Annotated in this window: 20 protein-coding genes, 1 rRNA gene and 1 riboswitch (1 of these 22 cut by a window edge); of the genes, 1 reads left to right on the top strand and 20 read right to left on the bottom strand. The window is 40.5% G+C overall.

The genetic code is table 11. The features are described from left to right. Position 1: 1 nt before the first annotated feature. The 15 genes from IGK85_RS07410 to IGK85_RS07340 form a co-directional block, all read right to left on the bottom strand. Entirely contained in the window at positions 2–655 is a 654-nt protein-coding gene (locus IGK85_RS07410) for a phosphatase PAP2 family protein (RefSeq protein ID WP_005236185.1), read from the bottom strand. Further along, positions 652–1,845 carry an FtsW/RodA/SpoVE family cell cycle protein gene (locus tag IGK85_RS07405; protein ID WP_008381962.1) on the bottom strand — a complete coding sequence of 398 codons (1,194 nt, stop codon included), beginning with the start codon at positions 1,843–1,845 and terminating at the stop codon, positions 652–654. The genes IGK85_RS07410 and IGK85_RS07405 overlap by 4 nt, the downstream gene beginning before the upstream one ends. Continuing rightward, entirely contained in the window at positions 1,823–2,977 is a 1,155-nt protein-coding gene (locus IGK85_RS07400; RefSeq protein ID WP_429972210.1) for an FtsW/RodA/SpoVE family cell cycle protein, read from the bottom strand. Before IGK85_RS07400 ends, IGK85_RS07405 begins: the two co-directional genes overlap by 23 nt. Positions 2,978–3,103: 126 nt before the next feature. Next, positions 3,104–3,279, bottom strand: a riboswitch (M-box (ykoK) riboswitch). A gap of 288 nt (positions 3,280–3,567) precedes the next feature. Further along, positions 3,568–5,463: an endonuclease MutS2 gene (locus IGK85_RS07395; RefSeq protein WP_008381968.1), complete on the bottom strand. Its 1,896-nt coding sequence runs from the start codon at positions 5,461–5,463 to the stop codon at positions 3,568–3,570. Between the two features lie 359 nt (positions 5,464–5,822). Further along, on the bottom strand, positions 5,823–7,352 hold the full coding sequence (gene ahpF, locus IGK85_RS07390; protein WP_429972208.1) for an alkyl hydroperoxide reductase subunit F: 1,530 nt from the start codon (positions 7,350–7,352) through the stop codon (positions 5,823–5,825). Positions 7,353–7,361: 9 nt separating this feature from the next. Beyond that, the gene (ahpC, locus tag IGK85_RS07385; protein ID WP_005226227.1) at positions 7,362–7,925 is read right to left on the bottom strand and encodes an alkyl hydroperoxide reductase subunit C; all 564 of its coding nucleotides are present in this window, start codon (positions 7,923–7,925) and stop codon (positions 7,362–7,364) included. A gap of 308 nt (positions 7,926–8,233) precedes the next feature. Then, a complete protein-coding gene (locus IGK85_RS07380) occupies positions 8,234–8,437 on the bottom strand; it encodes a hypothetical protein (protein WP_008381972.1) in 204 nt (67 codons plus the stop codon). Between the two features lie 152 nt (positions 8,438–8,589). Beyond that, positions 8,590–9,549: a permease prefix domain 1-containing protein gene (locus IGK85_RS07375; protein WP_008381974.1), complete on the bottom strand. Its 960-nt coding sequence runs from the start codon at positions 9,547–9,549 to the stop codon at positions 8,590–8,592. Next, positions 9,546–9,878 carry a PadR family transcriptional regulator gene (locus tag IGK85_RS07370; RefSeq protein ID WP_008381975.1) on the bottom strand — a complete coding sequence of 111 codons (333 nt, stop codon included), beginning with the start codon at positions 9,876–9,878 and terminating at the stop codon, positions 9,546–9,548. Before IGK85_RS07370 ends, IGK85_RS07375 begins: the two co-directional genes overlap by 4 nt. A gap of 185 nt (positions 9,879–10,063) precedes the next feature. Beyond that, on the bottom strand, positions 10,064–11,035 hold the full coding sequence (locus IGK85_RS07365) for a siderophore ABC transporter substrate-binding protein (RefSeq protein ID WP_008381977.1): 972 nt from the start codon (positions 11,033–11,035) through the stop codon (positions 10,064–10,066). A 25-nt stretch (positions 11,036–11,060) separates the two neighbouring features. Further along, a complete protein-coding gene (locus IGK85_RS07360) occupies positions 11,061–11,819 on the bottom strand; it encodes an ABC transporter ATP-binding protein (protein ID WP_008381979.1) in 759 nt (252 codons plus the stop codon). Next, complete coding sequence (locus tag IGK85_RS07355) at positions 11,816–12,760, bottom strand: iron chelate uptake ABC transporter family permease subunit (RefSeq protein ID WP_086299481.1); 945 nt, start codon at positions 12,758–12,760, stop codon at positions 11,816–11,818. Before IGK85_RS07355 ends, IGK85_RS07360 begins: the two co-directional genes overlap by 4 nt. Further along, the gene (locus IGK85_RS07350) at positions 12,757–13,707 is read right to left on the bottom strand and encodes an ABC transporter permease (protein ID WP_008381981.1); all 951 of its coding nucleotides are present in this window, start codon (positions 13,705–13,707) and stop codon (positions 12,757–12,759) included. The genes IGK85_RS07355 and IGK85_RS07350 overlap by 4 nt, the downstream gene beginning before the upstream one ends. Before the next feature lie 635 nt (positions 13,708–14,342). Further along, positions 14,343–15,707, bottom strand: a complete 1,365-nt coding sequence (locus IGK85_RS07345; protein WP_008381982.1) for an FAD-dependent oxidoreductase — start codon at positions 15,705–15,707, stop codon at positions 14,343–14,345. Beyond that, on the bottom strand, positions 15,704–17,173 hold the full coding sequence (locus tag IGK85_RS07340; RefSeq protein ID WP_008381983.1) for a helix-turn-helix domain-containing protein: 1,470 nt from the start codon (positions 17,171–17,173) through the stop codon (positions 15,704–15,706). Before IGK85_RS07340 ends, IGK85_RS07345 begins: the two co-directional genes overlap by 4 nt. Before the next feature lie 162 nt (positions 17,174–17,335). Here IGK85_RS07340 and IGK85_RS07335 point away from each other — a divergent pair, with 162 nt between their 5' ends. After that, complete coding sequence (locus IGK85_RS07335) at positions 17,336–18,439, top strand: SLC13 family permease (protein ID WP_008381984.1); 1,104 nt, start codon at positions 17,336–17,338, stop codon at positions 18,437–18,439. Between the two features lie 131 nt (positions 18,440–18,570). Here the strand turns inward: IGK85_RS07335 and IGK85_RS07330 are convergent, their stop codons facing one another. From IGK85_RS07330 to rrf, 5 genes are all read right to left on the bottom strand, one after another. After that, complete coding sequence (locus tag IGK85_RS07330) at positions 18,571–19,284, bottom strand: class I SAM-dependent methyltransferase (RefSeq protein ID WP_008381985.1); 714 nt, start codon at positions 19,282–19,284, stop codon at positions 18,571–18,573. Next, positions 19,285–20,292: a zinc-binding alcohol dehydrogenase family protein gene (locus IGK85_RS07325; protein ID WP_016619978.1), complete on the bottom strand. Its 1,008-nt coding sequence runs from the start codon at positions 20,290–20,292 to the stop codon at positions 19,285–19,287. 71 nt (positions 20,293–20,363) lie between these two features. Beyond that, positions 20,364–21,425, bottom strand: a complete 1,062-nt coding sequence (locus tag IGK85_RS07320; RefSeq protein WP_008381988.1) for a hypothetical protein — start codon at positions 21,423–21,425, stop codon at positions 20,364–20,366. Beyond that, on the bottom strand, positions 21,394–22,308 hold the full coding sequence (locus tag IGK85_RS07315) for a hypothetical protein (RefSeq protein WP_008381990.1): 915 nt from the start codon (positions 22,306–22,308) through the stop codon (positions 21,394–21,396). The genes IGK85_RS07320 and IGK85_RS07315 overlap by 32 nt, the downstream gene beginning before the upstream one ends. Positions 22,309–22,447: 139 nt before the next feature. Next, positions 22,448–22,562, bottom strand: a 5S ribosomal RNA gene (gene rrf / locus IGK85_RS07310); it runs 1 nt beyond the window's last position.

The raw sequence follows: 22,562 nt of genomic DNA, 5'->3' as shown, positions 1-22,562 counted from the left end.
TTTATCTCCCCCTAAGTACATATTTTTTGATTGAAAAGACGAAAGCATAGGTGATATAACTGATCCCACTTGCCAATAAAATACTTGCTAGCAAGTCGCTGGGATAGTGAACCCCAAATAGCAACCGACTCATCATAATCAGCAACAAATAGATCAATCCTAGAAATAGGGCCATGTTTTGGATAAAGTGACGCTTGCCTCTTTTGGCAGGAACTGTTTGCCCCAAGAAAAAGAGGAGAGAAATAATCAACGTGGTCGCTAATAATGTATGTCCACTCGGAAAACTTGCTGATGCCCGTTCCATACTGTCAGCAAAATCCGGTCTCGGTCGATCAACTACTTTCTTGATCACTTGACCAACACCACTGATCACAATCATATTCCCCATCAACCAAAGACTTTCTAACCGCTGCTTGCGCATAAATAAAATACTTGCTAACAGGAAATGAACGACAGCTATGGGAATGATCGTAGCCGTACTGGCAAGTGGGAGAAAAAGCGATTCCACAGCAGGTGTCCGCCATTGAGGCAACTGGGAAAAAAGGTTGTCGATGCTTTGGAACCAGCGCGGTTCTAATGCAACGAGGAAAAACAGCCATGCAAAACAGCTGCAGAGTATTCCGCCTATCACTCCTTTTTTTGCTGTTTTACTCATGTTAAGCCCCTACTTTCTTTTAATGTATACGACCTATTTTTGGCTTTTATCGGAAATTTGTCTAACCCAAAGATAATTCCCATAGCAATGCTGATCGCAATCAGAGAGGTTCCTCCTTGACTTAAGAATGGTAAGGGAATGCCGGTTAAAGGCAGCAAACCGATCGCCGCTCCGATGTTTTCAAAAATTTGAAAAACCAAACCAAACACATAGGTAATCGCAATATAGACCGATGCTTTGTTATTTGTTTTTAAAGCAGCAAAAATGATTTGATAGATCAGATAGAAATAAAGGAAGATGACTAAAGTACTTCCTAAAAAGCCATACGTTTCTCCAATGACTGTAAAGATCATATCTGACTCCCGAACCGGCACATACACCGTTGTATGGGTATCAGGTGCCCCCAATAAGCCGCCAGAACCAATCGCCCACATACTGCGGACTTGTTGGAAAGCGATGGAATCTTGGTACGCGAGTGGATCTGCCCAGGCTCTCACCCGATCCAATTGATATTGTGAAAAGTGAAGGCGAAACAACACACGATTGCCCCATTCCGTGAATACGAGTAGCAACAAAATAGCACCAAGAGCGGCAATCAAACCGATCACGACGGTCAGTATTTTCCAATGAACACCGGAAATGATGAATAAGGCACCTAACATCACGATAAACACCAAACTCGTTCCAAAGTCCCGCTGCATAAACATCAATAAAAATGTGGGTAAGCTGTATAGCAGGATCTTAGTAACATAGATCAAATCGGATTTGATTGTTCGTTCTGCTTTACGTTTCTCATAGACTAAAGTGAGATAGACCATAAAGAGCATAAAGGCCACTTTCATAAACTCAGAAGGCTGAATCGTAAACGCACCAAATCTGATCCACCGTTTGGTGTGCGTTTGTTCAAACATCGTTTGATCGTAAAACCAATGAAGAGAGGCCATCAAACCAAGTGATAGTAAGTACAAAAGACCAGAAAAGCGGAGGAGTAAATTCGTAGGAATCAAACTCGTTACAAAAAGAGCAATCGCCGAAAGGATACAAAAGAGGATCTGCCGAAAAACAATCCCTGAAGGATCATTGCCATCCATCACAGAAGCCTGATGTTGTACCCAGATACTTAACAAAAACAGCAGGAAAATCGGCAGCAATAAAGCATAGTTTGCTTCATGTCGTTTGAGGAACTTCATTAAGTATACCCTCCTCTCGTTCTAGTTTCAGGCATAAACTGAAGGCAAATGAAAGAATAAAGTAACTGGAGCCACCATAACTAATGAATGGCAAAGGTACCCCCGTCATCGGCATCAACCCTAAAATACTGGCAATATTGATACTTGTTTGTAATAACAGCAACGTGCTGGTTCCCAATAATATTAAGCCAATCTGAGGATTTGCGATTGCCGCTGATCGTATAAACAGACGTATAATAATTACGAATAATAAAGCGATGACAAAAATGCCGAAAATCAACCCTAATTCCTCTACTAAAACGGAGAAAATAAAATCAGTCTCTGCTACTGGTAAAAAGCCTTTCTTGGTGATGCTATTTCCTAAACCAAGGCCCGTAAGACCACCATTGAACAAAGCATAGTAGGAATGGATCATTTGGAATCCTTGATTATATGGGTCGGAAAATGGATCTCCCACTAATCGAATTCGGTTATACACATGCATAAACATGTGGGGCAATAAATCATTGTTTCCTAAAAAGAGGATCAACATAGCAACCAAGAACAGACTGATTAATAACCCGCCAAACAAAAGAGCCGTGAGTTTAACGGGTACCTGAACCGTGGTAATCATGATAAAAGCCAAGAAAAGTAAAATCATCACGCCGGCTACTTTTGGTTGAATGAGGATCAACACACAGCACAAAAATAAAACGAAAAGCGGACGTTTCATTTCCTGCAAGGTAGTTTTTGCTGATTGAAAGTAATGAGCAAGGTATAAGACCATGCCCACATTCACGATCTCTGAGGGCTGAAATTGTATCCCTACAATCGAGACCCATCGTTGCGCTCCATTGACAGAAACACCGAAAAACGGCAAACGTGCCAATAGTAAAGTAAAGACGCCAAATGCCAACAGACCGATCGCTAAATATTTACTGAGCAGAATCTCACGCCGTGTTCGCTGAATAATGAAAAGGAGCACCCAGCTGAGTAACAGAAAGACAAGCTGACGCATAAATAAGCTTGCTGGCGGCTGATCTCTCGTTAATAAACGATAAGAACTTGCACTATAAATCATTAAAAGACCGATAAGGCTCAATAGCAAATAAGCTATGATCAGCAGCCAATCGATCTTCTTTTTTTCTATCATTGCTTCCACTCCTCTTGCCTTGGAGTAGGTGTTCAGACGGTACCAGTTATTATGCCCTTTGAGCTTAGTCATCCATCAAAGAGAAAAGCAAAAAAGTCTCACTTCTCTTAGGACGTCAGACTTTGCTAGCAATCTCATCGTCCGAGTTTTAGCACTATACAACGTAAAGAAAGTTGTTCCCTTTCTTAGCTATTTTATGAAAAGCCTTAATCCGACAATTCCTGTTTTACACATTGGCGTCTTTCGACGTTTCTGCGCAATAGCTTATGTTTGTATAGGAGCCTCACCTAACAAGGTTATATGTTATTTTCAATCCACTATGAATGGTACCCTTCCTCGTATAAAGATACAACCCATTCTTTGTTATTTTTATTTTTCTTTAACTTTTCTTAAAGAATTTAGATATTTCGAGTAATTTCCGATATTTAAAGAAAAATCAATGGAAATCATTCGACCATCACTGGATTCCCTTCGATCATACACGTTATTAAAAAACGGTCATTTTCAAAAAAAGACAGCTCTTTTTCTAAAACTCGAAAAAGAGCTGCTTTCTTGATTTTATACTCCCGCTCTAAATATATCTGTGCCGATCAATCCAATGATCGTTTGGCCTGACGCTCTTGCGCTGCTTTTCGTAACTGCTTTTGCGCTTTTTTAGACCCACGTTCAATATCTCGGGTAAATTTACGTTGGGCAAAATCGGAAAATAATTGATCTAGATCATAGCCGGCTGGATAGAGTGCTTCTCGTTTGGTGAGCAGTTGCAATCGCCGAGCAGCAACAACGAAACATTGTTTCTCAATATAAATCTTCGCTTGTCCCTGTTCCAAGTATTCATAAAAAACTCCCCGTTTTTCATGCTCTGCTGAAAAGACCTGGTCTCCCTTTTGAAAAATGTGCTCAGACTTTGTTTCCTGAGGATCGGTTCGTTTTCTGGACGTCTCAAAAGGCTGCTTCTCAAAAGAATAAGATTTATTCTTTAAATAGTCCTTTGCCGTTTGCACGACCTCAGCAGGAATCGCCATTTTTTCGGCGATCCAAAACGCATTACTTTCACCGACCGCATTGGTCAACAAGCGGTATTTCGGCGTCAGGGTCTTGGCATCAAAAGCCATCGCCGCTGTTTCAAAATCTTGGTGATCAAGAGCAAACTGCTTGATTTCACCATAATGAGTCGTGGCGATCATTAACGCCCCCGATCGATAGATCGATTCCATAATGGCGATCGCTAAAGCTGCCCCTTCATTTGGTTCAGTCCCGCTGCCAATTTCATCTAACAAAACGATACTGTTCCGGCTGGCATTCGTCATGATCTGTGCAATATTCGACATGTGTCCAGAAAAGGTACTTAAAGAATTTTCTAGACTTTGCTGATCCCCGATATCCATCCAAAGACTTTTTAAAAACGGCACGCTGCTGTTGCCATTATGCGCTGGAAACAAGCCGTAATGTGCCATCGCACAAACGAGTCCGACGGTTTTTAAGACAACCGTCTTACCACCAGCATTCGGCCCTGTGATGACCATACATCGGTTCTCTTCTCCTAGTTTTAAAGATAGAGGAACAGCATCAGTGCCCAGTAAAGGATGCCGGACTTGATCAAGAAGCAAAACTTCTTCTTCAGTAATTGCTATCGGTTGACCATTGATTTCCCGACAATACTTTCCGCGAGCAAAAATAATATCTAGTACCACTAAAATATCAAGACAGGCAAATACTGCATTCATTTGTTCGGCGATTGCCCCGGTCAATTCTGATAAAACTTGGTATTGGGCGGCCGTTTCTTCCGCCTGTGCCAAAATCAATCGATCATTCAGACGGGCAGCTGCCTCTGGTTCAATAAAAACAGTCGCGCGTTTATTAGAACGTTCGATGATCGTCCCTTTAATTTGCTGTTGAAATTCGGCACGTACCGGCAGCGTATAACGGTCGTTCTTTTTGATCACACGGTTTTCTTGCAGATAGCGACTTTCTTTAAAAAACTTTGCAAAAACTTTTTTTAAATCGGCCTCATATTTCTCAATTATGCCACGAATTTTCCGTAATTCTCGGCTGGCGTTACTATCTACCTGACCATTGCGAATTTTTTGGAAAATCATTTCGGCGATTTCAGAAAAGTCGGCCAACCCCTGAGCATAGTGATGCAATCTTGGGGCAATTGATTGATTTTTCTCAAACAATTGACGGATGATGCGAAAAGACCGTAAAAAGTCTCCGTATTCAATCAATTCCTGCGGCTCCAATACAAAGCCTTTTTCAATCTTCTTCGTATGATGTAAGACATGCTGAAGCCCCATGAAAGGGACTTGACGTCCGGCGTCTAATAGCGCCATCGCTTCAGTTGTCTCAGACACTCGTTTTTGGGCGGAATGGATCGTAGCTGCTGGTTTTTCATTGGCAAAACGTGCTTTACCATAATCGCTGATTATTTTTTTACTTACTTGTTCTTTAATTTGTTCAAATTCAGTTGCTTGAGGTATCTTCATGAGTGATCCTTTCTTGTGCCTGAGGATCCCGGTAACATCCCCGTCCAAAAAAGTGTACAAAAAAAGCGATAGTCTCCCATCACCTGATTCATCAATAACGATTTTTATCGGTATCTACAGGCACAACAAATAAACAGTCTGTTTTTGCTTATTTGTTTTAATTAGCTGATTAGATACCTACGACACTCATTAATATACCTCTTTCTTTTTTGAACGAGTTTTTTTCATTGTAATATAGAAACTGTCCTTCTGTCAACTTCCTTCAAATCTCCTTCCCCTCAAAGAAAAAACGTCTCAGAAGCTGCTAGAAGCTCCTGAGACGTTTCTGATCTAGATCAAATAATAAGCTACTTACCTACTTACGAGCGAATCAGGTAATCAAACGCACCTAATGCAGCAGTGGCACCTGAACCCATTGAAGTGATGATCTGTTTGTATACACTATCGGTACAATCTCCCGCTGCAAAGACCCCTTCAATGTTGGTTGCGCCATGTTTGTCCACCACGATCTCATTGCGTTCATTTAAGACGACACGATCTTTTAACCATTCAGTATTCGGCATCAAGCCAATCAAAATGAAGACACCCTCCACAGCTAAAGTGAATTCACCATTCGTTTCACGATCAACGTAGGTCAATTGTTCGACATGATCGGATCCAACAATTTCCTTCGTTGCCGCATTCGTAATAACAGTCACATTATCTAACGTGTTCAAACGGTTTTGTAGCACAAGGTCCGCTTTTAGTTCTGGTAAAAATTCAAGAACATAGACATGTTTCGCCATGCCAGCTAAATCGATTGCTGCTTCGATCCCAGAGTTTCCGCCACCAATGACGGCAACTTCTTTCCCAGCAAATAACGGACCGTCACAATGCGGACAATAGGCAACACCTCTATTTTTGAATTCTTTTTCTCCCGGAACATTGATGTTGCGCCAGCGAGCGCCAGTTGCTAAAATGGCCGTTTTGGTTTTTAATACTGCACCATTTTCTAATTCAACTTCGATGACGTCATTGCGGCGAATATCTTTCGCACGCTGACCTTTCATCACGTCTACATTGTATTCGTTGATGTGCTCTTCTACCTGACGCATTAATTTTGGACCTTCGGTATAAGGGGTACCGATCATATTTTCGATCCCCAGGGTTTCCATTACTTGTCCACCCATTGTTTCGACAACCATCCCAGTATTGATGCCTTTACGCGCTGCATAAATCGCTGCGCTTCCGCCTGCAGGTCCGCCACCGACAACTAATACATCGAAAAGCTCTTTTTCAGCAAAGTCATCTTTACTCGTCGGACCAGCTGCTTTTTCCAACAACTGTTCGATCGTTTGTCGGCCGCTTGCAAATTCTTCCCCATCTAGAAAGACTGTTGGCACAGCCATAATTTTTTTCTTGTCAATTTCTTCTTTGAACATCCCACCTTCGATCATGGTGTGACTGATGGAAGGATTTAGCACTGCCATAATGTTTAACGCTTGAACAACATCAGGACAGTTATGGCAGGTCAAACTGACATAGGTTTCAAAATGTAATGGCTTATCGATCGCTTTGATGCGCTTTTGAAGTGCTTCATCAATTTTCGGCGGACGACCGCTTACTTGAAGCAACGCTAAAATAAATGAAGTGAACTCATGTCCTAACGGTAAACCAGCAAAAGCGATGCCGCTTTCTTCACCGGGACGATTGATCGAAAAGCTTGGTGTCCGTTCACTTGCTACAGCTTGAATCGTGATTTTTGACGACATTTCTGCGATTTCTTCTAAGAATTCACGTACTTTCGTTGAAGAATCATCCTCACCTAAAGTCGCCGCAAAAACAACCTCTGATTCTAGCATCGCTAGATATTGCGTCAGTTGGTCTTTGATTGCCTTATCTAATGCCATGAGAGCCTCCTAAATCTTGCCTACAAGGTCTAAGCTTGGCGTTAAAGTTTCTTCGCCTTCTTTCCATTTTGCAGGACATACTTCACCTGGATGGGTACGGACATATTGTGCGGCACGGATTTTATCGATCAAACCACTAGCATCACGACCGATACCATCCGCATTGATTTCAACCGTTTGTACCACACCATCCGGATCGATGATAAATGTACCACGTTGAGACAAACCTGATGCTTCGTCTAATACATCAAAGATTTCTGAGATCACATGAGAAGGATCAGCAATCATGATATATTCGATTTTATTGATAGCATCAGAGTGGTCATGCCACGCTTTATGTGTGTAGTGGGTGTCAGTTGATACAGAATAAACTTCTGCGCCTAATTCTTTTAATGATGCATATTGGTCTTGCAAATCCTCAAGTTCTGTCGGACAAACAAATGAGAAATCTGCAGGATAAAAACAAACAACGTTCCATTTTCCTTTAAAATCTTCTGATGAAACATCGATAAATTTTCCATTGTGGTAAGCTTTCGCTTCGAATGAACCAATCTCTTTTCCAATTAATGACATATCATTTCCTCCAATTAGAATAATTATTTGAGAATAATCTCTATTAATTATTAGTATATCTAACTACAAAATGCAATAGTTTATTCAGAAATAGTCAAAAAAAATGTTATCATCCTCAGAAATGAGCATATTTATTTTTTATCGAAAGCAAATGGAGTATAGTAATAAGTTTGGCTAATCATTTCTAAGCAAAGTTCCTACCTGTTAGATTCTCAATTACATCTCTTATTCTCAATTAAACAAAAAAAGATTGCCTCTTCCTATGATTCCTCACAATGGAAAGTGAGTCATAAAAAAAGACAATTTTTTTATTTAGTATTGAAATAGTTGAACAATCCACCGATCGTTCGCTCCTTCAATGTAATCCGCTTGCCGTCTAGAAAAACTTCTTCGACTGGGTAATGATCTTGAAAAGGTGGAACTTCCAAGTATTGACTTGCGAGAAAGCGCTCTGGGGATTCAATTGTTGTTATTTCTTTGCTACCATTTTTCAGATAATGAATTTCTAACATATCCATTGCCTCTTTTCTTGTATTCTGAACTTTTGAAAAAGCATTGAGAGGATCTTATTTCTCGCTGTTCTTTTTGCTTGGTTCAGTTACAAGCCGTATTATAGTCTTCCTTTTTTTAAAAGTAAAGAAACCACTCTCGGTTGAAACATCTCTTATTTTTTGGCTTTTGTCTGACCGATAAAGTAGTCCTCTAAGACACCACCAATCACAAAAATGACCCAAGAGTATGCCCAGGCATGAAACATGAAGGACCAAAGCATATAAACGACCAAAATCACTGGCCAGTAGACTGTTCGAAAAAAGGTAACTCTACCAGCGGATTCGCCATATTTATGACGTGTTGCTCGATCACCAAGATTCTCTTCGTCACGAATAAAATACGTCTCAGTTGCCAGCTTCGCAAAGCCTGTACGAATAATACTTACATAAATAATAAAGAACACACCCACTGCAACTGTCAAGAAAAACAAGGAAATACCAAACTCAACAGAATAATAAAACAATTCACTTAAAAGTACAGGCGCAATTGATAAAATACAGGCACCAATTCCTAAAACAAGACCAATACGAAAACTTTTTTCATAATTTGCTAGTTGCTGAGCGGCTTCTCGTTTGGCATCCCTTTTGATTGGTCGATCATCTAACTGCTTACGAGCACCGGAAAAGTGCAAACTGCTAGAGATGATAAAACCAACCCCGATGGCGATGAAAAGAAACATCACCATTATTCCAAAGGTCTCAGCATAAACACTAACAAAGAGCATTAGGGCTGCTAGGGAGGCGATACAAAAGCCGATTCCTATCGACAACGAAAAAGCAAAGTGCCGCACAGTTCCCCAATAATCAAACGCATCGTCTTCTGTGATGGCATCGGACCAATCATCAATCGGCTCTTCTTCTTTTGAAACATCTAACTCTTGCAGCAGTTCATCCACCGAACCAAACTCGCTGATCACCGCACCGATGGCTTCATGCTCACTTTTCCCTTGGTGAATCAGTTCCAAGTAATGGTCTTCCATAATCGCTAAAAGATCTTCTTTTGCCTTCTTCGTTTCCGGTGTGATGGGTACTGATAAAAATAAGCTGTCTAGATAGTCATGAATGGTTTTCATTTGTCTCCTCCTTGTAAGAACTGGTCAACGACGATCTTCGTCTGCTGCCACTCCAATAGTTTCTCCGAAAGGCTTGCTTTTCCGTCTACAGTTATCTGGTAATAGGTCCGCTTTTTGCCATGTGTCACTTCTCCGGGATACGAACGGATCAATCCTTGTTTTTCTAACCGAGTAAAAGCGGAATACAACGTCGTTTCTTTGATCACATATAAAGCATCTGTTCCTTCACGAATACGCTTGGATATTTCATATCCATAAGAGTCTTCTTTCGAAAGAATGGATAAAATGATTGCGTCGTTATAGCCGCGAATTCCGTCACTCGAGATCACGCAATCGCCTCCTAAATTACTTCATCTGTCGTACTAATTATAAATCAATTACTACGACAGGTAAAGTAAAGCTGGATAACTTGTCAAAAATCAGTCGCAGGTCCTAGAAACAGTTCGAATAAAAAGACACGCTTTCTCAGTAAACTGATAAGCGTGTCCCTTATTACTTAATTTTTTTCACCTATTTATTCAACGGCTGGCTTGACATCATCCATCATCAATTGGATCGACTCCAATCCGGAACCAGCTAAATACCAAACCGCAGCATCCAATTCAATCACTTGATCGTTTTGCCCTGCATTTGTTTCTTGAACAATTTCATTTGCAACAAATTCACTTTCGCTTTCATTGCCACCGATCGCTTTTGTCCGATCGATCACGAAAATGACATCAGGATTTTTTTCAAGCAAGTACTCATAAGAAATACTTTGTCCATGTGTCGACGCCTCTAATTCCTCATCTACTGCTGGGAAACCAAACGTGTCATACAAGATACTGTAACGAGAACCTGGACCAAAAGCAGAAAGATTGCCTTCATTTACCATAACAACCAAGGCTTTCTCGTCAGCATTTTGCGCTTGCTCCTTCAAGGTATCAATCTGACCTTGTAACGATGCTAGTTGTTCTTGCGCTTCCTCTTCCTTACCAAAAATTTGACCAATGGTCGTAATGTTGGCTTCGATCGATGCCCAAGTATCACTATTGTCAACGCTTAAGAAAACGGTTGGCGCGATTGCAGACAATTCCTCTTGGAAATCACGTTGTCGACCAGAAATAATGATTAGGTCTGGCTGCAGTTGATTGATTTTTTCTAAATCAGGCTCTTTGATTCCCCCTGCTGATTCAACATCCGCATACGCTGATAAATAATCTGGCAAATTGCTGGTTGCGGCAGCAACGATTCGATCCCCAAGGCCAAGTGCATCCATCGTATCTAATGCACTGTTGTCAAAGACAACAACTTTTTCCGGCGCATAAGGAACAGTGACAGTCCCATTGCTGTCCGTAATCTCGACTTCTGTCGGCGTTTGTGTACTTTCTTCTACTTGGGTTTGAGCTGTACCCGTTGAATCTGTTGTCCCTGTATTATTCGAGCCGCAAGCGGTCAACCCCGCTAATACGAAAATACTCATAAAACTTACTGCTATTTTTTTCATTTTTTCCTCCTTTGAAACATATTTTTTATTGGAAGGTGTAGCAAAATTGCCGCCCATCCACTTGTACCAGTTTGATTGGAATCTCATACAATGATTCTAATAATTGTTCTTGAATCACTGCCTCTGTGTCAGCCGCTTTAAAAATCTGACCATCTTTCATCGCGACGATGTGATCGGCATACCGTGCTGCAAAATTAATGTCGTGCAAAACGATCACAACAGTTTTCTGATAGTCTTCCACCAAGGTTGTCAATAGCTTCATCAGCTGGTTGGCGTGTTTTAAATCTAAATTGTTTAACGGTTCGTCCAAGAGTAGATAATCTGTATCTTGGGCTAAAATCATCGCCAAGTAAACTCGTTGTAACTGACCACCAGAAAGTTCATGAATTGATTGATCACTATATTCGGTTAGAGATAACTTAGACAAAGCGTCATCAATGATCCCATCATCTGCTGCCGATTGTCGCCCCCGGTTATACGGATAGCGACCAAATGCCACCAGCTCTCTTACAGTCAGATTGACGGCATAGCGATTGCTTTGCTGCAAAAAAGCCATTTTTTTTGCTAGCTCTTTGGACTTCCATTGACGAATCTCCGTTCCATCCAGATAAATATCACCGGTGCGTTGATCCAACATCCGACTGACTAAAGAAAGCAAGGTACTTTTTCCGGCACCATTGGGCCCGATGAAGGCAATCATTTTCTGTTCCGGCAACGCTATAGAACATTCCGTCAAAACTTGTGTTTTTGCATAATTCTTGGATACATTTTTGGTTTCGATCATGATTTTTTCCTTTCCAGCAGCAATTTGCTTATAAAGAAGATACCGCCTAATAATTGGATCACGGTGCCGATGGTCGTTTGCCATTGAAAGACCTGTTCCACTAGGAATTGACCTCCTACCAACAGGAGAAAACCAATCAAACTCCCACCGAAAAACAACCAGCCGTGACGATAAGTTGGGAAAAGCTGATAGGTGATCGTCGCCACCACAAAGCCTAGAAAAACTGCTGGACCAACTAAAGCAGTGGCGGTGCCTGTCAGTAAAGCAATCAAAAATAAAACACCTTTATGAAGCCATTGAACAGATACACCTAAACTTTTGGCTTGCCCACTTCCTAAATGGAGCAAATTCAATTCTGGAATCAGCAGAACCAGACAGATACTCCCTAGCAAAATGATCGCGGCAGCAATCAGTAGATGCTGGGTATTGATATTGCCAAAGCTGGCAAACAAACGACCTTGTAGTAAATCATATTCATTTGGATCCATCAACACTTGCAGAAAGGTGCTGAGACTACCGAACATCGTGCCACAGACCATCCCTGCCATCAATAACAAAAACAACCCAGCGACTGATTTTTGATAGAAAAAGCCAATTAAGAAGCTACCTAGAACGGCAGTTAAGCCGACAGAAAACAAAAACATCGTTGCTGTTTCTTGGCTCAGCATCTGAATTCCGCCGATAAAAAAGAAACAAAGGGTTTGAACAAGAACATACAGTTGGTCCAAGCCTAAAATTCCAGGGGTCAGATAGCGATTGCTTGTCAGTGTCTGTAAGGTGATGGTACTAAAGGAGATGGCGATTGCAACTAAGGCAAAAGCCAAGATTCGGCGTCCCCTTAATGCAAAAGCAAATGACCAGTTTCCATAGGTGTTATAGGTCAGATAGGCACCACATGCACAAAGGATCAGAAACAACAAAAGAAAAAGTTTTTTCTTCATCGAAATTTCCTCCCCAGAAGCAAAATCAAGAAACAGCAGCCACCCAGTACGCCGGCAACAACACTGACCGGCATTTCATAAGGTGCGATGACGATTCTCGCCAATACATCACACAATAGCAAGAACGCGCTTCCGGCAAAGCTGATCAAAAGCAGATTGTTTTTCAAGTGATCCCCAAAAACCATGCCGATCATATTTGGGATAACGATCCCTAAAAAAGGAATTTGCCCCACAGTCAATAAAACGATACTGCTAGCAAACGCCACCAGCGCAAATACAGCAAAACGCAAGAACAAGTAATTGATTCCCAGACTCTTAGCCGCACTTTCTCCTAAACCGGCGATCGTGATCTCATAAGCCAAGAAATACAATAGACCGAAAACGGGAATCGTCAAATACAAAAGTTCATACTGTCCAACCATAATGGTGGCAAAATTTCCTTGCAGCCAAGAAGAAACATTTTGAACCAATTGGAAGCGATAGGCTAAGAAGCTACTGATAGCCCCGATGATATTACCGAACATCACCCCTGTTAACGGCAGCATCATTGGATCTTTCTTTGGTAGAAATTGGCTTAAAAATAAAAAGAACAACACACCTGCGTAGGCAAACACAAATGCTGCTGTAGTGCGAATCAAATTTGAGGCATTTGGTAGAAAGAGCATAACCAGCAAAATTCCTAAACGGGCGCTATCCGTCAGTCCAATCGACTCCGAGGCCACAAATTTATTTTGCATCATGTGTTGCATAATTTTTCCACAGATACTAATGATCCCACCTGCAATGATCAAACTGATCGTCCGTGGAAGCCTAACTTTTACCAAAACAAGCCAATGATTCGGATCACCCTGCTGTAAACCTGATAAAGACAATTCATGGGTGCCTGCCAACAAGGAGCAACCCACTAGAAGAACAAAGATCAGCAGTAATCCGATTTTTTTAAACATGCCCCGCCCCCCTTATTGAGAATGATTCTCACTCTCTTTAATAGGGTAACGTATTTCACTTAAAATCACAAGAATTTTTTTTTAAAAATCCCTTTCCTATCGCAATTTCGAAAAAATGAGTGTGTAAAGAAAAGGATTATGTGATGTTTTTCTCTTATATCCTTGCGAGAAAACTTATTTTTATCTCAATATTGTCTATTTTATTGCTTTAATTATAAAATGCTCGCTCATACTATATTCATTTTATGAGGATCATTCAATAACAGATCACTTAGATTTGCAATTATTTTCATCTATTGAAACCCTTGTAAAGCCAGCACTTACTGATGCAATGGTGATGTAACTTTTCAGATAAAAGCAAATGACGCGCCGTCTCCTCCACCTAAACACCATTCGTCTATCGATAAGAAATTGTGAGTAAAAACAGTTTAGTCGTGGAACGAGTTTTATAGTTTTCGTTTTGAGTTTCTTCTTCCAAAAAATCATGATACCAGTTGAATTCAATCTCCGACAAAAGCCTACCTGTTTTCAATACGCGATACCAGTCACTGATTGTAATCGATAGTCTTTCCCGATTATCTGTAATTAAAAAAAATAAACCTACGATCATCGCAGGTTTATCAAGAGTTATTATTTTACTTTAACAAGCCATCAAGGGCTAATTGATTCAAAAAGTGCAAAGGGAAAGAAATGGTTGGATTGAAAAAGTAATCCATTGTCGCTAGTTGGTGCAAAGTCGTCTTGCTATTGATCAAGGTTGAGATCGTATTGATGATCTCCAAACTTCCACGATCACTCGTAATGATTTGTCCCCCCATAATCACTTTCGTTTGCTGATCAAAAATCAGTTTTAACGTTACTTCAAAATCCTCATCTGTCGCGAAAAATGTCCGAGAATGAAATGTCTGCGTCACTGAATCTACTTCAAAGCCGTAATACGGTGCCTCGGTCTCATTAATACCTGAACTGCTGACGAAATAGCCAAACAGTTTACTAACGACGGTCCGTTGCATTTTTGGAAAAGGAATTTTCGTCGTTCCCCGTTCATTTGCCAATAAATTGGTGGCAGCTACGATCCCCGTCCGATAAGCATTAGTCACTAAAGGGATATACAAAGAGCTATCCGAATGATTGAAAGGAATCGAAACCAGGTCACCAATTGCATAAATCGCTGGGTCAGACGTTTGTAAATATTCATTTGTAAATACCGTGCCATCGAGATTTAGTTTTAAAAAGTCTTCAACCAATGCGACATTCGGTCGCGGATTTACGGCATAAACGACCACGTCAGCTCGAATCTTGGTTCCGTTTGAAAGCTCGATTCCCTGATATTCACCCTTCTCGTCTTTGATCGTATGGGCGACATTGCTGTTAAGATAGATTTGTAAGTTCTCTGGAAAGCGCGCCATCAAAATTTCAGCAATTTCTTGATCAAAATAACGGAACAAAAGGGTATCCATTCGATCAATCAAATGAACGGCTTTTTGCTGGCCACTTAAAGATTCCGCCAATTCAAACCCAATCAGACCCGCGCCAACGATCGCCACGGTTTGCGCACTTTCGATTTTTTCTAACGCTTGCTTTGATTGACCAATGGTTTTGTAGGTCGTTATATGTGCTTCGACATCTGAGGCAAACTCCGAACGGAAAGTACTCGATCCCATCGCCAAAATCAAGCCATCATAACTCACTTCGTCTTCTTGCTGATAAGATTCCGTTGATGTGACAAAATGAACCGTTTGTTCTTGCGGAAAGATTTTTGTGACTTCACTGTTTAACATCACATTGATTCCTTCAGAAAGAAGCTCACTCGCAGTTGCCGTTCGGGAATCTTCCAATCGTTGAATGTAGCCTTCCAGCACTAAATTCAAACTGCTAGCAACATAACCCAGAACGCTTGATTTTTCAATAATTATCACATCGACTTTTGGGTCAACTTTTTTTAAATGACGGGCAGCAGCAATTCCTGCATGAGAGCCTCCAATAATCACTATTCTCATATCTTTTCCAACTCGCTTTCAAGGTTCTCATTGCGTATTTCATCCACGATTTGATGAAGCCGCTCTTCTTCAAATGGGGTTGCCCCACCTGTTAAAATCAATCGTTTTTTATAACGATAGCCTTCCGAGATCTCAGAATGATCAACGATCAATAAATCATAATCCTTCTCCTTCGTCCCCTCAAAATGAATATTCGGATAGCCAGCCAATTCTTTGATCAAAAAACGCCGCAAAAAGCCACTGCGTAATCGTGATTGAGTCAACAAAATGCCGACCGTAAATGCTTTTTCCTGTTTTACTTGAATCCATTGACGGATCAAAAGCAATTCATTGGTCAAATGCTGCTTTTTCTCAAGAGAAAAGGACTGGTTTACGTTTTTCTCCAACTGTTCGATTGCTTGCTGTGCCACTTCAATCAAGCTCTCATTCGCAACACTTTGCGGCTGAAATTCAGCAAAGGCAATAATGCCGCCATGAATATACAACGCTTGGATCGTCACACTCGTCAAGAAGACGCATAATTCCGTAGAAGTTTCTGTAGTCTTTCTCTCACTATCACCAATTGCCTGCAGCAGCTCCCCATTTAACGCATCGATCTCTTGGAAGAAAAGTGATTTTTGCAAGGAGTCATCCAGTGAAGGGCGAATCAAGCCTTCAGCTAATAAAAATAAATAGAAATAAACCGTTTCATAATCGCTCCAGGATACGGCAAAACGACTGAGATAGCGTCCTAATATATTCCGCAAAAGCTGGAACATCGCTTCATTTTCCAATGACTTCAACAATGGATACGATGCTTCATGCTGCTGCGAGCCACGATAATCAAAACGGGCTTCCATAATACCTAACCACAGCCCGACTTTCCAGCGTTCGGATTGACTAAACGTTGTCTGTAGCTGTTTTTCGATTACTCGAATCAAATTGTTGATGGCTGGTGCATTCAAGCGAGCGATCAATTCTTCATTGGGATAACTTTGTGAAAAAAACTGATAATAGAAAAAGCGAATCTGTTTTTCATCCCCAAGCAATTTTTTATTTTTTAATTGGATGTCGAATTCTTTCAATAACTGATTGATGGCTTTGAATCGACGAAACAATGAAGCTTCACTCAACATCAGTTCTAACATCATTTTCGTCGTTGACTCATCTCGATGAAAAAACAAATACGACAATATCTGAAAATCGATTGCTTCTGAAAGATACGCATAAAAGAATTTTTTTAGTGAGAAATCAAGCGGAAGTGTTAACTGTACTTGATCATTTTCTAAATAAGTCAATGCCGCATCCTCATGGAAAGCGACTAAATTTTGATGAAGATTTTGAAGTTCTTTTTGCAAAGTGGGTGCGGAAATGGATAATGTTTTTGCAAGTTTCTTGTAAGAGATTTCTGAGCCGTTCTGAAAAAAAACAGCTAAAATTTGAAAATGAACCTGCTGATTTTTTTCAAGCAGCTGCATAACATTCATTTTTGAACCTCCTTCACCTTTCACATACTAATTTCCCAATTAATGGGTCGTTTGTCAACTATAAAAATTGCCTGAATGCCTTTGAGTTATATGGAAAAAGCGTTATTTATTGTTCCTAAAGCGCGGGAATGGTAAAATTCTTGAGAAGAAAGGTGGTGAACTATGGGAAAACGAATGTTAGCATTTTTTCGAAAGGATCGATTATTTTCGATTTCCCTGTTACTAGCACTCATTGCGTGTTTTTTCGGCACCTTCCGTTGGTCATTTATTGACTTTAAAGTGATTTTATCACTGTTTGGGTTGATGTTAGTAATCAATGGGTTAGAAGAAGCTGGTCTTTTACGAGCATTTGGACAAAAATTAGTGGAAAAAAGTCGCAATCTGCGTGACTTGATCCGTTCAATCGTCTTGCTAAGCTTCTTCAGTTCGATGTTTTTAACAAACGACGTGGCTATCTTAACATTATTGCCCATCTACTTACTCTTAACGAGGAAAGAACAACAGCGCACCAGTGTCTTATTAGGCGCTGTCTATTTGATCGTGGCAGCCAATTTAGGAAGCAGCCTGTTTCCATTTGGAAATCCGCAAAATCTATTTTTATTTTCTTACTATCAGATTTCGCTGCCACAATTCATGTGGACTACCGGCACCTTTGTGGGACTTTCTTTGCTATTACTCCTTGTTTCGATCCAGCTCATCCCAAAGACTCCATTGGAAATCGCCCTGCAAGAAGAGCCCTTTGAAAAAAAGCCAGCGCTGCTCAATGCAGGATTATTTGTCCTTATGATTCTTGGTATTTTTAGTGTTCTACCTATTTCAATCGCTGTGCTCGTCGTCGCAGCCGTGGTTTGGTTTAGCAACAAACGATTATTCGCAAAAGTTGATTATCGGTTACTACTTACCTTCCTCTGCTTCTTCTTGATCGTTGGGAATATTCAAGACCAACCTCTGGTCACCGATCACATTCGACCATATTTTCAAGAAACACATCGCGCTTTTTTAGGTAGTATTTTACTCTCTCAAGGAATATCTAACGTTCCTGCAGCGATTTTGATTGCTCCTTTCACCGATTTAGAAAAAGCCGTTCTTTTGGGCGTCAATGTGGGTGGTTTGGGTACATTGATTGCTTCTTTGGCGAATTTGATTGGGTACAAATTACTGAAACAAGCCAGACCCAAAGAAGCGGGAATGTTTCAAAAGCTATTTTTTATCGTTAACGTCGTTTTTTTACTGTTATTAGGCAGTATCGTCTACCTTTTATTGTAGTAAATTCACTGTAAAACGAGATTCCAGCATAAGATGTTTCCAGTCAGCAGTCAACAGAACCCTACTTGCTGTACCTGTTTCTTGATCTTATGTCAGAATCTCGTTTTTTAATGTCTATTGTGTGATTTCTCCTAGGCTAAGAGAAGCTCAAAGGTGATTTTCGTTTGGCTTTCGACAGTCAATGCCTCACCAAAGACATGTTGAACCATTTCTTGCCGCTGTTCCAATGAATACTCCTCCTCAAAATAAAGATGAAATAATTCTTGATCGATCTCTTCCTTCAAAATATACTCGAATTGCCGACTCTGCCAATCGATCGCTTCTTCTGTAAACCACTTCTTGTACCAAGTATTTAGGTTCAGATCGTTCTTCGCTGAATGATTTTTTTCATAAGGCTGAAACACGTTCTCTTCTTCTGCGATCATTCTTAGAATAATTAATTGATGGGCCTTTCTTTGAAACTGAAGCAAGGTTTCTTTGTCTCTGACTGCTGGATTCATTGCCATAAAAATACAGGGCCAGTGCTGGTCTGCAGATAAAAAGTCTTTTTGGCTCTGCTGAACCAGATGGAGCTTGCTCATCGGATCTTCCATCGTTTCTTCGATGATTTTTAACATTTCTTTTGAAAAATCAATTGCGTAATACTCATCTACAAAAGGATAAAAAGCTGAAATGTAGCGACCAGTGCCCGCAGCAAAGTCAACGAAGGTCGATATCGGAAACACTTTCTGCTCCACCAAAAAAGCTGCTGCCTCTTCGGCGATTTTCAATTGGGATTCTCTTTGAATTTGCGCATATTCTTGCGCGAATTCATCCCAAAACAGCATCGCTTCCTCTTCTTCCATTTAGCGGACGCCTCCAGTGATCACTGTCTTTCCTTTCGTTCCTTGCTCAACCGCTTTTGTAGCGTGCTTTAAGGTCTCGATGGTAATTCCTCCATCAAACGTTTGGACCGCAGTCGTATGGATCTTTTTGTCAGCGAGCAACGAGGCGATCCGTTGCAAAATGCCCCCTTGTGTTTCAATCATCAACTGAGCATCTGTTTTTGTGAACATATACTCCCAATAAAAATCGATGCCGAGGTTTTTAAATGGATTTAAATCTAGCGCTTCTTTCGTATTCACGATCATTCCGACTTTGCCAAATGGCAAGATTGCTTTTGTTAATTGTGGCAAATAGGCAGATGCGTCATAAAAAAGTGCAACGGCTGAAAAAGGTTCAGTGATTTGTTCAGCTAACGGCAAGCGGTGATTCAGTACCTGATCCACTTGATTGTCTTTAAGCCACTGATCGTTCTTAGGACTCGCAGTGCCATAGACTGTCAATCCTGCCCATTTTGCTAGTTGCGCCGCAATCGAGCCAACACCACCGCTGGCATTGACCAATAAAATTGATCCTTCATTCGCGTTCTCTTCAGGCACATACCCAAATTTTTCAAAAAGCAATTCCCATGCCGTAATACTCGTTAATGGCATAGCTGCAAGATCACCGTCAGAAAAGCCGGCTGGCGCCTTTGCTGCGATTCGAAAATCAACGACTTGAAACCTTTGATTCGCACCAGGTCGTTGTGTGGTTCCAGCATAAAACACCCGATCACCAACGGCAAAGCCATTAACTGCTGAGCCGATTTCATGTACTATACCTACTGCATCATATCCCTGGATATGGAATTTCTCACTTAAAGTGGTTGTTTGGCGGCGTTTCGTGTCAATTGGATTCACAGAAACAGCTTGCACTTCCACCAATAGATCGTTTGCCTGACAAGTTGGCATTGGAAATTCCTTTTCAATAAATACTTCTGGATCATCTAAAGATCGTCCTTCATAAAAACCTAGTGCTTTATTTATCATCATACTGCTCCTTCCAAAAAAAGTGCTGAATAGTTATAAAAACCATTCTAGCACTTTTAACCAATTTAGAACATTTATTCTTCACCTTGAACGACAAGCGGAACCAAAAACGGATAACTTGTGAAGAAATCCAATAAAGATCGCTTCCATTGATCCGAGTCAATCGTGAGTAACGTTGATTCTGTGTACAAATGAATCGTCAAACGCTGATTTTTATCAAGCAGAACAAGGATCTCGCCTTTGTTTTCTGTGATAAAATCATACGACTGATTCTCCATCGTGATGATGAAAATTTGGTCAAGGACTTCCGCTGCAACAGGAAAATCTGTTTCCATATCGACAGCTAAGGTTTGGGTATTGTCGATCAAACTTGGCGAGACAGTAAAATCCAATTCTTTTAAATGAGCCAGTATCAAATTTACATCGTAATTAAACAGTGAAAGTTGATTGACTGAGAAAATATTATCGGCATGCCATTGACTGATCAGATGTAAAATCTGTTCATCGTTGACCACCACCGACTGGGAATTTGAATTGATTGTCAACAACGGCAAATAGTTTGATTGGTAACTTGAATTGACCGGATTTAACTTAAAACTAAACTCTAGTTCTTTTGTTTCTGTTAAACGAAAGCGGACATTGAAGTGCTTTGTCTTCCAGGTATCGTAATTGTCGGTAGCTGTTAAATGAATCACTTTTAATGGTTTCAAGAATTCATAGGCATAGTACTCAAGCAAGGTTTTTTTTGCAATGACAGAGATTTCTTGTTCTGTTAAGATCAAATGACGATAATGGTTGAGCAACCCGGAGAAATCAGCCTCCATGATTGATTTTCGCAATTTTAAATCAGCTAGTTCATTTTCGGCTTGTTCAATAAGGGACTCGATGCGCTGATGATCTTGTGCTTTTACAGCATAGTAATCATCTTCATATTCCGCTTCCTCTTCCTCTTCCACTAATTTGAAAGAATCATCCTCTACATTGTCTTCTACTAAAGAGCGATCATCAACTGTGGTAGACGCATTGGTTGCTGAATTTTCGTCGACCTCATTGACTTCTTCTGGTTGAACTTCTAGAGTCTCTTCCTGATCCATCAGTTGTGGTTCAAGAGGATTTTTCTGTGTTTCTTTCGTCAATTTCAATCAGCTCCTTTCCCGTATACTGAGCTAAGAAAGCCAATAATTTAGTATTGAATTCTTCAAAAGAACCAAAAAAAGTATCAATTTGTCGGAATTCTTTTTCTACGATTGCTTTCTTTAAACGCAATGTTTGATATTGCTGCTGCAGGCGTTCTTTTTCAGCAAAAACTTCTTCATTATTATTTGAATATCTTTCCCATTCTCTACGTTTGGCTTCTAGAGCTTTCCGGTCAGAAGTCAAACGCTCTAGTTCTTCATCGATTTTTGTCCGATTGAAAAAGCCCTTTGATTCCGTCAATTCATTTTCGGCTTCCGTAAGTTTATCGATCTGATTTTGGATTTCCTTCACTTCTGATAACGCAGTGATCCGTTTGGCTTCCAGCTTGTCCATCTGCTGTTCGATTGCTGTCAGCATCTCACGATTGCCTCGTTGGAACTTTTCCCATTCTTCATCTATCTCAGGGATAACAAAAATTTCGGGAATACTCGCATCGATACCAATCGTCGCTCGCTCATGATAATAGGTTCCTAACTTATAGTAATGCACCGTAGGAGATATTTTGGCACAATGCATCATAAATGGGAAAGCTTGGGTAAAGTTATCGTGGAACTTCCTTGATAACAATTCATCAATCTCATGATTTTGATTTGATGTTTCTTTTAACTGTTTGTGTAATCGACCATTATATATACGATAAATTTCAGGAATATCCTCTTTTTCGATCGCGACTTCAAAATCTTGCAGGTCTTGCAGCATCTGACCTATATTTTTTGAGGCCACTTGTTTTATATCGCCAAAGGATACTTCTTCATTCGTTGAAACTGAAACAACGTCTTGATCTTGAACAACATTTTGTTCTTTTTTGGCATCGTCAGTCATATGATCCCTCCTAAAAATACTTCACTACTAGTGTATCATTTTTTTCCATAAAAAGTTATTTTAAGTGATTGTTTTTAGTAAAATGATACATCGTTGTAATAACAAAAAAACACATGTCAATGAAGACATGTGTTTGACTGCGTGGCGACGTCCTACTCTCACAAAGGGAAACCCTTCACTACAATCGGCGCTAAGAAGCTTAACTTCTGTGTTCGGCATGGTTACAGGTGTATCCTTCTTGCTATCGCCACCAC

This window comes from Enterococcus sp. AZ015, from assembly GCF_050499225.1.
GTDB lineage: Bacteria > Bacillota > Bacilli > Lactobacillales > Enterococcaceae > Enterococcus_D > Enterococcus_D entomosocium.
Note: the sequence above shows the minus strand (reverse complement) of the source record. Positions and strands in the feature narration are given on the sequence as shown.

Coding starts and splice junctions, on each gene's coding strand:
- IGK85_RS07410 (WP_005236185.1), bottom strand. CDS start 655: ATGAGTAAAACAGCAAAAAAAGGAGTGATAGGCGGAATACTCTGCAGC.
- IGK85_RS07405 (WP_008381962.1), bottom strand. CDS start 1,845: ATGAAGTTCCTCAAACGACATGAAGCAAACTATGCTTTATTGCTGCCG.
- IGK85_RS07400 (WP_429972210.1), bottom strand. CDS start 2,977: ATGATAGAAAAAAAGAAGATCGATTGGCTGCTGATCATAGCTTATTTG.
- IGK85_RS07395 (WP_008381968.1), bottom strand. CDS start 5,463: ATGAAGATACCTCAAGCAACTGAATTTGAACAAATTAAAGAACAAGTA.
- ahpF (WP_429972208.1), bottom strand. CDS start 7,352: ATGGCATTAGATAAGGCAATCAAAGACCAACTGACGCAATATCTAGCG.
- ahpC (WP_005226227.1), bottom strand. CDS start 7,925: ATGTCATTAATTGGAAAAGAGATTGGTTCATTCGAAGCGAAAGCTTAC.
- IGK85_RS07380 (WP_008381972.1), bottom strand. CDS start 8,437: ATGTTAGAAATTCATTATCTGAAAAATGGTAGCAAAGAAATAACAACA.
- IGK85_RS07375 (WP_008381974.1), bottom strand. CDS start 9,549: ATGAAAACCATTCATGACTATCTAGACAGCTTATTTTTATCAGTACCC.
- IGK85_RS07365 (WP_008381977.1), bottom strand. CDS start 11,035: ATGAAAAAAATAGCAGTAAGTTTTATGAGTATTTTCGTATTAGCGGGG.
- IGK85_RS07360 (WP_008381979.1), bottom strand. CDS start 11,819: ATGATCGAAACCAAAAATGTATCCAAGAATTATGCAAAAACACAAGTT.
- IGK85_RS07355 (WP_086299481.1), bottom strand. CDS start 12,760: ATGAAGAAAAAACTTTTTCTTTTGTTGTTTCTGATCCTTTGTGCATGT.
- IGK85_RS07350 (WP_008381981.1), bottom strand. CDS start 13,707: ATGTTTAAAAAAATCGGATTACTGCTGATCTTTGTTCTTCTAGTGGGT.
- IGK85_RS07345 (WP_008381982.1), bottom strand. CDS start 15,707: ATGAGAATAGTGATTATTGGAGGCTCTCATGCAGGAATTGCTGCTGCC.
- IGK85_RS07340 (WP_008381983.1), bottom strand. CDS start 17,173: ATGAATGTTATGCAGCTGCTTGAAAAAAATCAGCAGGTTCATTTTCAA.
- IGK85_RS07335 (WP_008381984.1), top strand. CDS start 17,336: ATGGGAAAACGAATGTTAGCATTTTTTCGAAAGGATCGATTATTTTCG.
- IGK85_RS07330 (WP_008381985.1), bottom strand. CDS start 19,284: ATGGAAGAAGAGGAAGCGATGCTGTTTTGGGATGAATTCGCGCAAGAA.
- IGK85_RS07325 (WP_016619978.1), bottom strand. CDS start 20,292: ATGATGATAAATAAAGCACTAGGTTTTTATGAAGGACGATCTTTAGAT.
- IGK85_RS07315 (WP_008381990.1), bottom strand. CDS start 22,308: ATGACTGACGATGCCAAAAAAGAACAAAATGTTGTTCAAGATCAAGAC.